General features: G+C 69.8%; 13 protein-coding genes and 1 pseudogene. 8 read left to right on the top strand and 6 right to left on the bottom strand.

What is annotated here, in order from left to right:
- The first annotated feature begins 354 nt into the window (after window positions 1-354).
- The gene (locus ACWDCZ_RS17275) at window positions 355-2,499 is read left to right on the top strand and encodes a P-loop NTPase fold protein (protein WP_449816308.1); all 2,145 of its coding nucleotides are present in this window, start codon (window positions 355-357) and stop codon (window positions 2,497-2,499) included.
- A gap of 198 nt (window positions 2,500-2,697) precedes the next feature.
- Window positions 2,698-3,009 carry a hypothetical protein gene (locus tag ACWDCZ_RS17270; protein ID WP_449816307.1) on the top strand — a complete coding sequence of 104 codons (312 nt, stop codon included), beginning with the start codon at window positions 2,698-2,700 and terminating at the stop codon, window positions 3,007-3,009.
- Between the two features lie 32 nt (window positions 3,010-3,041).
- On the opposite strand, the gene ACWDCZ_RS17265 is transcribed toward ACWDCZ_RS17270, so the two are convergent.
- Together ACWDCZ_RS17265 and ACWDCZ_RS17260 are read right to left on the bottom strand one after the other, a co-directional pair.
- Window positions 3,042-3,242 (bottom strand): hypothetical protein, encoded by a 201-nt coding sequence (locus ACWDCZ_RS17265; RefSeq protein ID WP_380743222.1) that lies wholly within the window; start codon window positions 3,240-3,242, stop codon window positions 3,042-3,044.
- A 156-nt stretch (window positions 3,243-3,398) separates the two neighbouring features.
- Window positions 3,399-3,530: a hypothetical protein gene (locus ACWDCZ_RS17260; protein ID WP_449816306.1), complete on the bottom strand. Its 132-nt coding sequence runs from the start codon at window positions 3,528-3,530 to the stop codon at window positions 3,399-3,401.
- Window positions 3,531-4,024: 494 nt separating this feature from the next.
- Here ACWDCZ_RS17260 and ACWDCZ_RS17255 point away from each other — a divergent pair, with 494 nt between their 5' ends.
- The 3 genes from ACWDCZ_RS17255 (at window position 4,025) to ACWDCZ_RS17245 (ending at window position 5,876) form a co-directional block, all read left to right on the top strand.
- A complete protein-coding gene (locus ACWDCZ_RS17255) occupies window positions 4,025-4,282 on the top strand; it encodes a hypothetical protein (RefSeq protein WP_449816305.1) in 258 nt (85 codons plus the stop codon).
- Between the two features lie 779 nt (window positions 4,283-5,061).
- The gene (locus ACWDCZ_RS17250; RefSeq protein WP_449816304.1) at window positions 5,062-5,397 is read left to right on the top strand and encodes a hypothetical protein; all 336 of its coding nucleotides are present in this window, start codon (window positions 5,062-5,064) and stop codon (window positions 5,395-5,397) included.
- Window positions 5,394-5,876 carry a hypothetical protein gene (locus ACWDCZ_RS17245; protein ID WP_449816303.1) on the top strand — a complete coding sequence of 161 codons (483 nt, stop codon included), beginning with the start codon at window positions 5,394-5,396 and terminating at the stop codon, window positions 5,874-5,876. Before ACWDCZ_RS17250 ends, ACWDCZ_RS17245 begins: the two co-directional genes overlap by 4 nt.
- A 38-nt stretch (window positions 5,877-5,914) precedes the next feature.
- On the opposite strand, the gene ACWDCZ_RS17240 is transcribed toward ACWDCZ_RS17245, so the two are convergent.
- Both ACWDCZ_RS17240 and ACWDCZ_RS17235 read right to left on the bottom strand, forming a co-directional pair.
- Window positions 5,915-6,430 carry a hypothetical protein gene (locus ACWDCZ_RS17240; RefSeq protein ID WP_449816302.1) on the bottom strand — a complete coding sequence of 172 codons (516 nt, stop codon included), beginning with the start codon at window positions 6,428-6,430 and terminating at the stop codon, window positions 5,915-5,917.
- Window positions 6,427-7,149 (bottom strand): hypothetical protein, encoded by a 723-nt coding sequence (locus ACWDCZ_RS17235; protein ID WP_449816301.1) that lies wholly within the window; start codon window positions 7,147-7,149, stop codon window positions 6,427-6,429. The genes ACWDCZ_RS17240 and ACWDCZ_RS17235 overlap by 4 nt, the downstream gene beginning before the upstream one ends.
- A 59-nt stretch (window positions 7,150-7,208) precedes the next feature.
- On the opposite strand from ACWDCZ_RS17235, the pseudogene ACWDCZ_RS17230 reads away from it, so the two are divergent.
- Window positions 7,209-7,745 (top strand): annotated as a pseudogene (locus tag ACWDCZ_RS17230) (NaeI family type II restriction endonuclease); the annotation flags it as partial.
- 619 nt (window positions 7,746-8,364) lie between these two features.
- Here the strand turns inward: ACWDCZ_RS17230 and ACWDCZ_RS17225 are convergent.
- Complete coding sequence (locus ACWDCZ_RS17225; RefSeq protein ID WP_449816300.1) at window positions 8,365-8,805, bottom strand: hypothetical protein; 441 nt, start codon at window positions 8,803-8,805, stop codon at window positions 8,365-8,367.
- Between the two features lie 13 nt (window positions 8,806-8,818).
- On the bottom strand, window positions 8,819-12,784 hold the full coding sequence (locus ACWDCZ_RS17220; protein ID WP_449816336.1) for a polymorphic toxin-type HINT domain-containing protein: 3,966 nt from the start codon (window positions 12,782-12,784) through the stop codon (window positions 8,819-8,821).
- 473 nt (window positions 12,785-13,257) lie between these two features.
- Between ACWDCZ_RS17220 and ACWDCZ_RS17215 the strand changes: the two genes are divergently transcribed.
- Together ACWDCZ_RS17215 and ACWDCZ_RS17210 are read left to right on the top strand one after the other, a co-directional pair.
- Window positions 13,258-13,785, top strand: coding sequence for a hypothetical protein (locus ACWDCZ_RS17215; protein ID WP_449816299.1), 528 nt, complete (start codon window positions 13,258-13,260; stop codon window positions 13,783-13,785).
- A gap of 59 nt (window positions 13,786-13,844) precedes the next feature.
- On the top strand, window positions 13,845-14,079 hold a 235-nt coding region (locus ACWDCZ_RS17210; RefSeq protein ID WP_449816298.1), incomplete at its 3' end, for a trypsin-like serine protease.

Genomic DNA, 14,079 nt, shown 5'->3' with positions numbered 1-14,079 from the left:
TAGGAGGTTCCGGCCCCCGGATGGCTACCTCTTCCGTTCTCCCCTGGCGCGAACCTCGCGGTCGCTGCGCGGACCAGCGCTCCGAGGCTTCCGGCCGTTCACCGCAGCCCCGTTCAGGCACCCGTGGGGGCGGCCCACGAGTCGGGGACGGGCGTCGCGAAGAACCTGGCCGTGGACGGCACACTCGCTGCCGTCCCCGCTGGCGCTACCCGCATCAAGGTCCTCATCCGGCACGGACCCTCCGCCCCCACTGGCACCCGCGCGGTGTGACCGCACTTGGCGGGGCGAACTGCGGAACGGGTCCCGACTGGGAGGAGTCTTCCCGAAGTCGATCAACCCGAGCAGGATGAGCGGGTGACCTACAGATTCTTCAACGATGATCCGGTCGACGGCAGCGCGGTCCTTCCCGACCTTCTCGGGCACGAGCGGTATGCAGACCATTCCGTCGGCCTTCTGCGGGAGGTCAGGGATCAGAGTGAGTCCGGGGTTCTCGCCCTGATCGGTCCCTGGGGTTCTGGCAAGTCCTCGGTGCTCAAGATGGTGCTCCGTCGGCTTCGGAACGCGGAGCCGGCCTCATGGTCGGTGGCGGAGCTCAATCCGTGGCTCTACTCCGACCTCGACAGCCTGACGGCGGCGCTGTTCAGCGAGATCCGCGCTGCGCTGCCGAAGGGCGAGCGGTGGTCGGTGGCCCGGGAGAAGGTCAGGGACTTCGGTGTCTCTGTCAGCCCGCTGGGCAAGATCGGCGGCTTTCTCGGGCTCGACGTCAGCGAGGTCGTCAAGGACATCGCCGAACGGATCGGCGGAGATACCAGCACTTCGGCGGCCAAGGAGTCCGCCGCTGCGGCGCTTCGCGACGCAGGCCGGCCCGTGCTGGTGGTGATGGACGACCTGGACCGCCTGACGCCCGACGAGCTCTTGCTGGTCTTCAAGCTGGTGCGGCTCGTCGGCAATCTGCCCAATGTCTACTACCTCATCAGCTTCGATGAGCGAACGCTGCTCGACGTCCTCAGCCGCAGCGACCTGGTGGGTGGATCGGAGCACCGGGCGAGCGAGTTCCTGGAGAAGATTGTGCAGGTCCGGTTGGACCTGCCGGCCTTCCGCGAACGCGATGCTTACGCGCTCGTCGACGGTTGCCTGGCCGCGCTGCTCACGAACCACCGGTTGTCGCTGACCGCAACGGAGGAGCAGCGGTTCGCTCGGGCGTACTTCCACTACCTGCAGGACCGGCTGCTCACTCCGCGGGCGATCAAGCGTCTCTTCGGGCAGGCGGCGGCGTCGCTCGGGGCTCTGGCGGGCGAGGTCGACCTCGTCGACTTCCTCCTCGTCACGTTCCTACGCACCAGCGAGCCCGGGGTCTACCGACTCCTCAGCCGTCACCGGGCCGAACTCACCGGCAGCGGCATCTCCCTCCTCGGGCAGCAGCGCCGGGAACGCGACGAGCTGGCCGAGCTGTGGCGTACCCGGCTAAAGGAGGCCGGCGTCGACTCTGGGCACCTTGACGGCGTTCTCGGCCTGCTGGCCAGCCTCTTCCCGAGACTCGCGAGCCAGTTGGGCGGCGGCCTCAGCGGTGAACCGCCGCAGGCGCGCCAGGGAATCGGCAGCGGCGACTACTTCGACCGGTACGTCGTCTTCGGAGTGCCGGACGACGACCTGCCCGAAGCCGTGCTCACCGCCGCTCTCGCCCAGGTGGAATCCGCTACCCCCGGTGTGGAGGCCGACGAGCTGTGGCTCCGGTTCCAGGACGACACGCATCGCATCGCCAGGCGCATCCAACAACGGCTGCAGGCGGGCGCACGGGTGCCTTCCCGGCAGCTGCTGATCCGGATGGCCGAGCTGTTCGCGTCGCTGACCGCAGCGAAAGAGGTGATTCTCAGCCCCGAGTTCACAGTAGTCATCCTCGCGCAGAACCTGTTCCGCACCCTCGCGGCCGACGAGCGAGTGGAGGTCCTCGACCTGATGGCCGCCTCCGCCGCCGGCGCCGACCTGGCCGGCGTGGTCCTGCGCAACGCCATCCGGCCCTCCGACACCGAACCCGCCTTCGCCCAGGAGAGCGACGAGTGGTTCGCAGCAGCACGCACCGCGGTGCTGGCCCGCCTGGAGCCGCACCTCACAACAGCCGGCGGGCGACCCGCCGACGAGCTCGGAGATCTGGACATCTCTCTCCTGTGGCGGTGGAGCCGCCTGGATGCCGCATGCGCCCGCCGGTGGGTCCGCCAACGCCTGGACGATGGCCACTGGGACCTGCTGGCGCTGCTCACCAAGCTCCTCCGCGCACCCCGCACACCCTGGTCCGCAATCGACGCCGACGACCTGGAAGCACTCGACAACCTCGTCGACCGCGCCGAGGTGTACGCCCTCTATGACCGAACCGAGATCCCCGAGAACGACGATTCCCCGCCCGCGCAACTCCTCCGTGCCCTCGGCCGCACCTGGCCAACCGACCCAATGCAGGCCAGCGAGCCCAGCAACGAAGCAGGCGACACAGGCAACGATCACTGACTGCAGCTCCTTAACTCCTGCCCTGGGAGATCCGGGGCGGGAATCAAGGTCTCCGGCCCGACCCCACCAATTGGCTGACCTGCGGCGTAGTCTCACCAGGACCGCCCCGCCAGGTTGCTCGCGCGGCACCCGGGGCCGCCGTAACAGTCGGCGGGGCGCAGCCAGACCCGGATCCGGTCGCGCGTACGATTTGCTGCCGTGGGCAAGCAGCAGAAGACCTTCGAGTACCCCGACCGCCTGATCGAGGCGCAGCGTGCGCTGGTGGCCGTGCAGGCCGAGCAGCGGGCGCACCTGGCCGCACTGCCGGTCTTCGGCGGTGATCTGGACGCGGCCCGCGAAGGCCTCGCCGAGGAGCTGACGGCGGAGTCGGCGCGCCTGGAGGAAGCCGAGCGGCAGGCCGCCCACGCGGTGTGGGCGGACGAGTACTGGTCGTCGCTGCCGGGCAAGGACTGGGTCGCCGCCCGCAGCCGGCTCCAGCACACCGACGACGGGGTCCCGGCGGCGGCGTAACCGCTGTCGGTCGGCGGTGCTCGGCGGCCGGGCTACCGCAGGCGCAGGTTGCCCTTCGCGTCCACGATGATGGTCAGCTCTCCGTCGAGGTTGTCCCGGAGGATCTTGGCGAGCTGCGCCCCGTCGAAGGGATGCCGGGGAGGCGGGAGCACGGCCCCGGAGCCGGACGGCTCCACCACACTGTCGCCCCAGGTGGAGTCGAACAGGAACGCGTCAGCGATCGTGCGCGCCATGGTGAGCCCTTCTACGAGATGCCGGGCGATCACCATAGATCCCGCCCATGGACTGGCGGAAGAGCCGCCCACCCTCAAAGCGTCAACTCCACATCCGGCGCGCCCACGGACAAGCGGCGATACCCGGGCCGCCCGCCCGGTACCTGTAGGCCGTGATCACCACCACCGGCGCCTGATCGGGGTGTCCTGCTCGACCCGGGCGACGTCCTCCACCCAGTGCGTCCTGCTGGCCGCGCTCCTCGCACCGGTGCTCATCACCGCCTCGCTCGCCGCCGTCCCGGCGCTCATGGTCCTGCCGTTCCCGCCCGACGGGACGCCGCGCGCCGAAAGCTCCTCACCACACGCACCGCGACCGCCCGCACGCTCCCGACCTGGAGCCGACACGACGGACCCCGATGACCCCGCCCCTGGCCGGGGCTGCCGGCACCGCCGAACAACTCCACCAGCCGCACGGCGACGACATGGAAGCGACCGCTTGAAGGCCTCGTCGTCGGCCCGGACATCGCCGTGGGAATCAAGGTGAGTACGGGGGTGAGCATGTGAGTACAGTTTGAGAATTTGTGAAACAGCAGGCCACACGGCATGAGGAGCTGTCAGCGCCGCTGGTACGAGGCCGAGGCCGCCTGGACCGCCGACCCGAGCGAGGCAAGGCGCGCGGCCTGACGTGCCCGCGGCCGGGTTCCGGCGCCCGCCCCGGGAGCCCGTCGGCCCGGCGGCGGACCGGGGAGCTGCGGGATGCGATCGAGGAGGTCCATTCCGCCGTCCTGGTTCTGGCCGGGCGGGTGCGTGCCGCGCACCGGGCGCGGGTGTGGACCGCGCTCGGGTACGGCGGCTGGGCCGCGTACGCGAGCACGGAGTTCGGGGTGAGCCGCTCGACCTCCTACCGGCTGCTCGACCTGGCGGCCGCGGCCGAGGCGATCGAGGACGTCGTCGTCCGCCAGGCCGGCCCCGAGCTGTCCCACGCGTGGGACACCGGCCTGGTGCTGCCGGTACGGGCGGCGTCGACCTCAAGGGCAGGATCGCGGAGCCCACCGACCTGATCGCCGAACGACCGGCCGACGCCGGCACCGAGAACGGCCGGCCACCCGACGCCGCGGTCGTCGCCGAGATCGTCGCGCGGTCGGTCGCCGACCTCCGGGCCCGGCCCGACGTTCCGGCCGCCGAGGCCGCCGCGGCAGCACCACGCGGACGACACCCCGGAAAGGCACTCCAGACGCTCCGTGGGGAGCCCGCGCGGGCCGCGAGGTCCACCACCGCGACGGCCATACCCTTCAGCATCCACCCGAACCCCGGGCAGCCGCCAGCGCCGGCCAGCCCTTCACCCGGACCCCCTCTTCAGCCACCGCCGACGGCAGTTCCTGGCGCCACGCCCGGGCTTCTCCGCCCGGCCACCGCACACACGGCCCAGGTCGCCGAGCGGGTCCGGGTCAGTTCCCGATGCCGGGCCCCGTATCCAGACGCAGCAGGCCCATCGCCTTTGGGCCTGCCCGGTAGACGAAGACCAGGCCGTGGACGTCGGTGGGCCACCGTACGGGCCGTCGGGGTCGGCGGGTCGACACAAGGAGGGCACGACAAACGGCGTCGTCGACGAGCATGTCACGAAACCCCCGCGCCGCCTTGCGGAGCATAAATCCGCAGCTCAGAGCGTTTTTTGACTGGCCGTCCGAGTTCCGACATAATCCGTTCACGACGGGTCATCCATGCCCTGAACCAGCGAAGCCTCGCCAAGCGGCGGGGCTTTTCGCATGCCCGATCACATCAGCACACAGCAAGGCCTCCGCCATCGGCGGGGGCCTCTTGTCGTTTCCGGAGGAAAACCTTGGACGCCGACTTCATCACGATCCTCGCGGTCGTCTCCCTCGCACGCGCCATCGGGCGCGCCACCGTGCTGGCACTGCTCGTCCGCTCTGTCGTGCGGGCGTGCGTCGCCCGGACCAGGCCCGCGGACGTCCCCGCCCTCGTCCACGAGCTCACCGGCCTGGTCGGCGCGCTGGAGAGGCCCGCCCCCCGCCGTCAGGGAGTGCGCGAAATCGCGGCCCCGCTCCACGCACTCCAGGCCAGTACCGAGCCCGCTCCCGCGCCGCGGTTCCCGGCCGTCCCCGGCCAGGCCGCCGAGACCAAGGCCACCTCGCCGTCCGCCGGCGGCGCCCGGTGACGCGCCGCCAGGTCCCCGCCGACCCCACCGCCCGAGCCGCGACCACCAATACCCTGCGGTTCAGCGAGCGGGCGCAGAAGAACATCGACATCCTGGTCCTCCTGATGGCCACCCTCGACCTCTCCGAGGCCGAGGTCCGCCGACAAACCGGCGAATCACGGTCCCACCTGCTGTGGAGCTGGAAGTTCCAACGCACCAGGGGCTTCGGGATCGACGCGGCCCAGGCCCGGCGCGCGCTCGACGAGCTGAGGGAACTGGCCGACGGCCTGCCACCCGAGACCAAAGCCGCCATCACCGCTGTGGAGCGCGGCATGCTGCGCGCCTGCGAATGGTGCGAGCAACTGAAAATCCCACCGGCGACCCGGCACGGGGGCCGACCCCAGAAGTTCTGCTCGCCCGCCTGCCGGCAGAAGAACTGCCGCAAGCGCGCCGCTCAGAACCAGGCATCCGCCGACGGTCCTTCCCGAGACTGCCGGTAGGCCCTGGCCGCCGGGGGCGGGCGGCGCCTTGTGGCATGTCAGAACCGGCGGCGCACAACCGGCCGAACCAGCGGGGCCTGCCCGGTGCCGCGCAACGCGAACGCGGCGGTGCGGGTGCGCTCCAGCCAGCCCGCCACCTGGCGCAGCGTGGCTTGGGTCGAGCTGGTGGGTGAGGTCGCGGACGGCCTGGTGGTCGTCGTCGGTGAGCGTGTGGAGGCCGGCGCGGTCGAGTGCGGTGTAGAGGGGCTGGGCGGAGGGTCCGGCGAGGCGTCGGTGGTCTGGTGGGCGTGGTGGGCGGCCTCGTGGGCGCAGGCGGCGACGTCGCGGCGGTGGCGCTCGGCGCGCAGGGCGTGCTGGAGGGCGGTGTCGTGGTCGGGGTCGTAGCGTTCGGCGCGGGTGGCGGTGGTGTGGGCGTGGAGGCGCCGCCACTCGGCCAAGGCCGTGGCCGCGGCGGTGGCGTGGGCGGTCTCGTGGCCGGCGTCGGCGTACCGACCCGCGTGGCGCTCGTCCTCCTGTGCCTGTTCCAGGGCTTGCTGGAGGTTCTCCGGGGTCATCCCGGCCGCCCGGCGACGGACCCGGTGTCGGATGCCGCCGAGCAGCCCGTGCTCCTGGCCGTCGCCTCGTCCCCGTCGTCCTCGTCCTCGTCGTGGAGGGCGTCGGCCGGGTGCTGGGCGAGGGCGGCGTGCGGGGTCGCGCCGGCCTGCCACGCCTCGGCGTGGACGACGGGCTCCGGTGCGCCGCCGGAGCGGGCGCCGAGGACGACCCGGCCCTCGACCAGGGCCACCCAGCCGTCCAGGCTGTCGACGTCGCGCTCGGTCCAGCCGCGGGCCAGGCCCGCGCCGTGGTGGAGGGTGCGGACGCCGTCGTGGCCACTCCAGCGCAGCCACATCGCGCCGCGCACCAGCGGGGTGAGGTGGCCGTGCTCGATGTGGAACCCGGCGGCGACGGCGTGCATGCGCTGCCACTCGACCGCGCGCGGGTTGAACGCCCGCAGCTTCACGGTCTGCAGGATCCGGGCCGCGTGCTGCCGGGCGTCGACCCGCAGCCACTCGATCGGCGACTCGACCGGCGCCGCCGGCTGCTCGCCCTCCCCGGCCCCGGCGGCCTCGCCCTCGGCCGGCCCGGTCGTGGTGGTGTACGCGGCGCCCTGGGAGCGGGAGGCGCGCAGCTCGGTGATCCGGCCGACCACCCGGGCGTCGTGCGCGGCCAGGGCGCGAAGGACCCGCCAGATCGTACGGAAGGAGGAGGCCTCGATCTCGGTATGGGCCGACACGTTCCGGGCCGGACTGTCCGGCGAGGACCAGGCCACCGCCCGCAGCCACCAGGAACCGGGATGGCGAGCGAGCACTGAGCGGAGCAGGACGCAAGGCGATCACCTGGATCCAGCGGGACGTCCCGCTTCCCGCAAGCGTCCTGGCGACACTTCCGCAAAACGAGCCGGCCGCGGTCCTGTCGGGCTCGAGCGGGCAGGATCGGGTGAACCACCTGTTCCGCGTGGCACAGCGCCGACTGGTGCCCCGTGCCGATGTCGCCACCGTCGCGCGGCAGGCCGATGGGCCGAAGCGGGTCCGCGACGCCCGGCGAATGCTGGCCACAGACGGCATCCTCGTGCTCGGGCACCTGGGCAGCGACCCCAGGATCGCCAAGGACCTGGGCTGCCCGTCCCCGAGAAGGGCACCTGGGCAGCGACCCCAGGATCGCCAAGGACCTGGGCTGCCCGTCCCCGAGAAGGGCACCTGGGTGAGCGCACGCCTGGTCCCAACCGAAGAGGGGAGCGCCGCCAGGTCGACCGACCTCGACGAAACCGGCTGGAGGCTCGCGCTACCCGATGACCCGCCCGTCCCGCTTCCCCAGACATCGCCGTTGTAGCGGGCCGCGCTGCGCCTCCAACGGGCGACAACGCTCGGGAAATGCAGGTGGACGGTGTCGCGGTGGGCGTGCGGAATTGCCGTGCCCTCTCCCCCGCCCGTCGCGAGTAGGCTCGACCAGGCGTTGCCGTCGTGTCCGCGTTCGGGTCGGAGACAGGTGACGGCAGGAGTGTGGCTGACAGGGGACCGGTGACGGCAGCGGACCGGAGGTCCGGAAGGCCGGTGAACAGTCCGGTCATGCGGCGTCGGCGAGCCGCGGTCCGGCATGCCGTGGCAAGGGACCGAGGTTACTCGGAGGCGAGCAGAGCAGGCAGCAGAGCGAGTTCCCGGCCGCGGCGGGCTGACACACCGCCGCGGCCGAGCTGGTCCACGTGCCAGGGCACCCGCGTCGCGGGCCCAGACGCCCCCCGCCCTCACCGGATGGCCCATGGCTGCGGGCCCCACCAGCGACGGGCACTGGCCCGCCACCAGGCCACGCCAAGATCCGAACCTTGAACAGCCCCTAGCTAGGGCCCCGCCTGGAACCGTCCGACTGGAGAAGACGCGTGGCGTGCGTCAACGACAGCTGGTGGCCATCCGGTCACATCAGTCCGAATATCACCGAAAGGGCCTCGGACCGGTCAGGCCGACAGGAAACCCTGCGCTTCGACATAGGAGTTCGCCGGTGCAAGCTCCGACATTTTCGTGAAGAAGCTCAAGCCAGCTGCCTTGATGGCTTCTCGGAACTCGGCCAGCGAGGCGTTCGCCTTCCTCACGTCTGCACCGATCTTGGCGGTGACCAGGACACGGCGGCCTTCGGCCTGAAATGAGAGCTTGATCGGCTGGTCCGGGAAGTACGTCTCCGCATAGCTCGACGACGCCAGCTTCGCAGACATTTCGGCAATGTAGCACCACAGCTGATCAACGTAGTCGTGATGGCGAACGCCTATGATCTCCTTCCCCTCAATGGACAGTCGAATAGCGCCTTCGATGTAGTAAGGGTCCGGTGGCGGATTACGGCAGGTCTCTACTGCCACGAACTCACCATCCGCGCCCCTCAGGAACGTTTCGATCTCGATCATTATGTAGATCCTCCTACGGGGTCGGGGGGTAGAATTGGCCCACTCGACCGTTGTTCATGCCGAGTACGTATTCGACGCCGTCGACCTTCCCCTTGATCTGATACATCCCCCTGCTGCCACGCTGAAGCAGCGTGTCGCGGTTCTGCTTCATGACCTGCTCGACAGCATTCTGGACGTCATCGACACTCATGTTCGCATTGAAGAAGGACTGCTTTTCCTTCACCGATCCGTCCCAGTACTTCGGGTGATGGCGGGTGAGGATGTGGTCAAACCCCCGCTTGTCGAGCAGGAAGGTCTGGTTCCCTACCCTGAACTGCTGGCTCTGCCAGTCCCGCAGGACGACCAGGCAGCCACCGCTGTTGTGCACCAGGACCGGCGTCTGTCCGGCAAGCACATAGTACGTGTGAACACTGTTGACGGTGAGATTGTAGGCCGGCTGGAGGGAGCTCCAGTGCTTGGTCGCGATGATGCGTGCGCTCTGGCCTTCAACCGTGCGGAGGCTGTCACCGGCGGTCAGGTCGACGGCTTTCCGCCATTCCTTCTGGTTCTCCGCCCAGTACGGATGATGGTCGGTCGAAGTGATCGTGCTCTCTGCACCATCCGCCAACGCAACTGTGATGTCCGTGAAATCCCGGTCGTCGGGCGTCCGAATGGTGTCGTCCACTCGACGGGACGTGGTCTCGCCGGTCTCGGGATCGGTCGCCCTCACGTTGTCGCCGACGCGCACCTGCTCGATCGGGCGAGTCGATCCGTCCGCCATCAGGACCGGCGTTCCGGCGAGGAAGCTGTCCTTCCGCACACAGTTTTCAACGGATTCCTCAAGGCGCTTGAGGCGTGATGCCTTGGCCACCTCTTCGACGGTCCGGGCCTTCTTCGCAATCTCCAGGAGCTTCACGGCCCTCCCGGCCGGGAAGAAGCCGATGGCGAGCTCCGCGCAGGCCGCGACACTCTTGTTCTTGATGCACTCCTCGGCAGTGTCCACGCCAAGGATCATCTTGAACGCCTGCTTCATGAACTGGACTTCGTCTTCGATGTACTCCCCGAGCTTGACGGCGTTGTCCAGCGTGGTGTTTCCGAACACACCTCCCTGCCTGCACTTGGCGACGACCGAGTTCGGTGTCCAGACGTTGATGGTGAGACAGTTGTACTCACTGTCTCGTTGCGCCTGTGCACGGTCCTGCCGGATCTGCCGTTCCAGCTCCTTGGTGAACTCGTCCTGGATTTGCGTGGCCTCGGTCTGGATGTTCACCTCCTCCTGCTTCAGTCCGGCCTCGCGCTCGTAGCTCTCCTTCTCCGCCACGATGTCCCAGGCCTCGTCTGCGGCTGCTTGCGCCTGCGTGGCGTCCTTTCCGGCCGCAACCGAAGAGGCGTAGGCCTCGAACGCGGCCTCACGGGCCGCTGCGGCCGACGTGCGTGCCTGGCTCGCGGAGGCGCGCGCACGGGCGGCGGAGTAGGTGGCCTTGCTCGCGTCGTTCGCGGCAGCCTGGGAGGCCTTGCGGGCGCTGGTAGCGGACTTGGCAGCGCGGTTGGCGGAGGCCTCGGCCTCCTGGGCGGACGTGCCGGCGGTGGCGGCGAAGCTGGCCGCCTGGTCGGCGGAGGCACGGGCCTGCGCACGGGCTGTGTCGGCCTCGTCGGATGCGTTGTTTGCGACGGCGGCGGCCTCGCTGGCTTCCCAGGCGTTCTGCTGCGCCTTCGCAGCGGTCTGGGACGCTTCGGCAATCAGCCGGCGCATCTGCGCGGCATGGGTGGCGGCCAGCTGATCCTTGCGGTCTGCCATGTACTGGCCGGTCTGCAGGAAGTCGTGGATAAGCTCGGGCGTACCGGCGAGGACATACCTGGCCCCCGCCTGAACCTCCGGGCCACCACTGGCGAGCAACTGAGTCGCCTGGACACGTTCGTCGATCTGGAGGGCGGTGTACTGGCCAGTCCGCAGGAAGGCGGTGACGGCCTTGGGCGAACCGTCCTTCAGAGCCTTCTTGGCGGCTTCCTGCACATTGATCCCACCCACACTCATCACCTGGGCGGCGCGGATCCGGTCCTCGGTTGCCGCGGCCTCATAGCGACCGGTCTCGAGGAACGCCTTGACCTGCTCGGCGTCGCCCTTGAGAGCGACTGCGGCGGCGACCCTGACGGCTTCGTCGGGGTTGTCCTGGGCAATCTCCTGCACACTCTGGCGCAGGTCGTCCTGCTGGGCCTTGGCCCAGCCGGAGCGCAGCCATTCCAGGACGCTCTCGTCCGTGCCGGACAGGGCGTCGGCGGCGGCCTCCTGACTCCAAGGGCCGCCGGTCTTCGCCACTCGGAGGGCGACCTTGCGGCCCTCGGAGACAAGTGACTTCGGGTCCGCCGAGGGACTGTTCGCCTCGACGGAAAGACGGGCGGTTTCCTCGTCCTGGGCGCGCCAGTCACCGAGAAGGGTGCCGAGGTTGGCGGTGGCCAGCTCGTCGTCCTTCTTCATGTCGCGGGCTGTCACGACCGCGGCAGCAGTCCGGGCGGTCAGATCCTCGGCCTCGGTCCTTCGGGCGATCTCATAGACATCGGTGGCGGTCTTCACCGCTCCGCCCGCCTCATTCGCAGCCGTCCTCGCCGCCTCCGCCTGCTTCACTGCCTCGGCGGCCGCACCTGCGGACTGCCCCGCATGGTCGGCGGCGTTGTCCGCGGCGTTGGCGGCGTTGGTGGCGTGGGCGGCCGCAGAGCGGGCGGCGTCGCGGGCCGTGTACGCGGCCTGAGCCGCCTCCTTGGCCAGGGCCGCGGATGCGTTCGCGGCCCGGTCGGCCTCCTTGGCGTGGCGGCGGGCCTGCTCGGCCGCGCTCTGCGCCCGGTTCGAGCCGGCTCCGGCGGCGGCGGCGAGACGGCCGGCCTTCTCTGCGGAGTCGGCGGCAGCGTTGGCGTTGCCGCTGGCGCTCCTGGCTGCGGCCGATGCTTCGCCGGCCGCCAGCGAGGCGCCACCAGCCTGGTCCGCGGCGGCCGCGGCGCGCTCAGCGTCCCTGGCCGCGTTGCGTGCTTCCTCTGCGCGCTGGCGGGCTTCGGAGGCCTTGCCCGCGTCCGAGGAAGCTGCGTTGGCCGCCTTTCGGGCGTTGGCTGCGGCGAGGGCAGCGCCAGTGGCCGCGCTGGCAGCCTGTGCCGCGGCACTGGACGCGATGCGCGAAGCCTGGTTGGCGGCGCTCGCAGCCGAGACCGCCTGCTGAGAGGCAGCCGCCGCCCCCTGGGCCGCAGTAGCTGCGGTTGCGGCGGCTTCCGAGGCACGGGTCAAGTCCTTGCCTGCCTCCTCGGTCTCCTTGGCCGCGTCCTGGGCGTCCTGCTTGGCTTGCTGAGAGAGGTCAACCGCGCGCTTGGAAGCGGCCTTTGCAGCGTCGGTGGCGGCCTGGGCCTGAGCGCCGGCCTGTTCGGCCTGATCCGCCAGCTGCGAGATGGTGGCGCGTTCCTGGTCTCGGGCCTGGGCGACGAACTGGCCCACGTCGAGGAACTCGACCACGTCGGCGGGTGTACCGCGCAGGGCGACCTTGGCGGCCTCCTTCGTAGCGGGCCCCCCGGCGGCGAGGAGCTGCACCACGCGCACCCGTTCGTCGATTTCCTGGGCGCCGTACTGGCCCTGCTCGAGGAACTTCTTCAGGTCCTCGGGGGTGCCTTTGAGCGCGGCGGTGGCCTGTTCCCGGACGCTCACCCCGCCGGTGGCGATGAGTTGCGCGGCCCGCACCCGCCGGTCCTGTTCGAGCGGGGTCTTCCAACCGTCCTTGAGGAACGCGCGCAGGTCGTCCTTGGAACCCTTCAGCGCCTTGGCCGCGGCCTCGCGCACACCCGCGCCGCCGAGACTGTACATCTGGGTGACGGAGACGCGGTCGTCGTGGTACTCAGCGAGATCTTTGTCTGCGCCGAGGAAACGCGAAACGTCGTCGTCGGTACCGGTCAACGCGGCCTCAGCCGCTGCCCTGACGCCTGGTCCGCCTGTCGTCCACAGCTCGAAGACACGGCTGCGGTCCATCAGTGTCGGCTGGAAGGAACCGCCTGGGTCAGGTTCCATCGCCACAGCGGGCGTCGGGCCGAGCAAGCCGAACGCGAGGGCCGCCGGCAGCAAGAGCGCGCACGAACTACGAAGCCCGGCTATTCCACGCTTCAAGCGCCGTTCCCTCCCGGCGACTCCTGGTGCTCCTGGCGATCTTGAGGGGTGGTGCACGATCCGTTCCTCTCTGAGACATGCGCCATCGCGCGTCCAGGCTTCCAAGGCCACACCCCAGCACGTGAAGGGCAATGCGAGAGAGGGCTTCGTGAACACTCAGAATCCGGCCGCGAAACGACGATGGCGCCACCCGGCATGGAGTTGATCCTGCGCGAACTTGTGGCTGGATCATGGGGTGGCGATTGCTGTTATCTTACGCATGCTTTACTCATGGCAGTCACTCACACCAGCCCCCCGCCAGCTCTACTGGCGCTACCTCAGAAAGCAGAATCGTTAGCATGCTGATATCCCGTCCCCGCGCGGCCGCCCTGGTCGGTGCCATCGGCGCACTGACCGCGGCAGGCATCGGATTCGCATCCTTCACCGCAGCACAAGCCGCCGGCGCCCTACCAGTGGACGTCGCCGCCATGCCCGTCACCGTGGAGGACTTCCAGCACCCTGGGGCCGACCGCATCCTCAAGGAGCGACAGATCACGCTCAGGCAGGGCGACGGCCACATCTGGCTCAAGGAAGGCCCGGGCAACACGATTCCGACCGACTGCTCGGCCACGAATGAGATCTTCGTCGAGTCCCGCCTCGACGAGCATGGCTACTGCTTCACCGTCAATGGCAAGAGCGGCTACCTCACGATGGAGGTGCCGGACGTTTACATAATCTGGACCGAGGACCGCGCCGTCAGCGCCAAGCTCACCGCCGCCGGCCAGGAAAAGCGGGTCGACGTGGCCCCGAACTCTGCCGCGCCCGTGGGCGAAGGTCTACCCAGTGGCAAGCGTTCCGTCCTGGTTGAGCTCCGCGTCACCGGATAGCCCATCCCCCCCTGGGGTCTTGCATATCGTCTCCCATAGCTCTCCATAGGACTGAATCCTTGTCTGGCATCACCGCGCGCCCTCAGTGGAAGGCCGCCCTTCTCACCACCGCCGTCGTCACCACTGTCCTTAGCGCACTCCCCACGGGCTCGGCCGGAGCCGTCCCTGGCGACACCGCCGCTGATGGCTCCTACACCTTCACCGCGCACCTGGCGATCGGCGACAACCTGCGGGCCTGCACCGGCACGCTGGTCGACCGCAGCTGGGTGCTCACCGCGGCCTCCTGCTTCTCCG

It is taken from the genome of Kitasatospora sp. NPDC001225, assembly GCF_053597855.1.
This window is presented reverse-complemented; position numbering and strand designations above follow the sequence as displayed.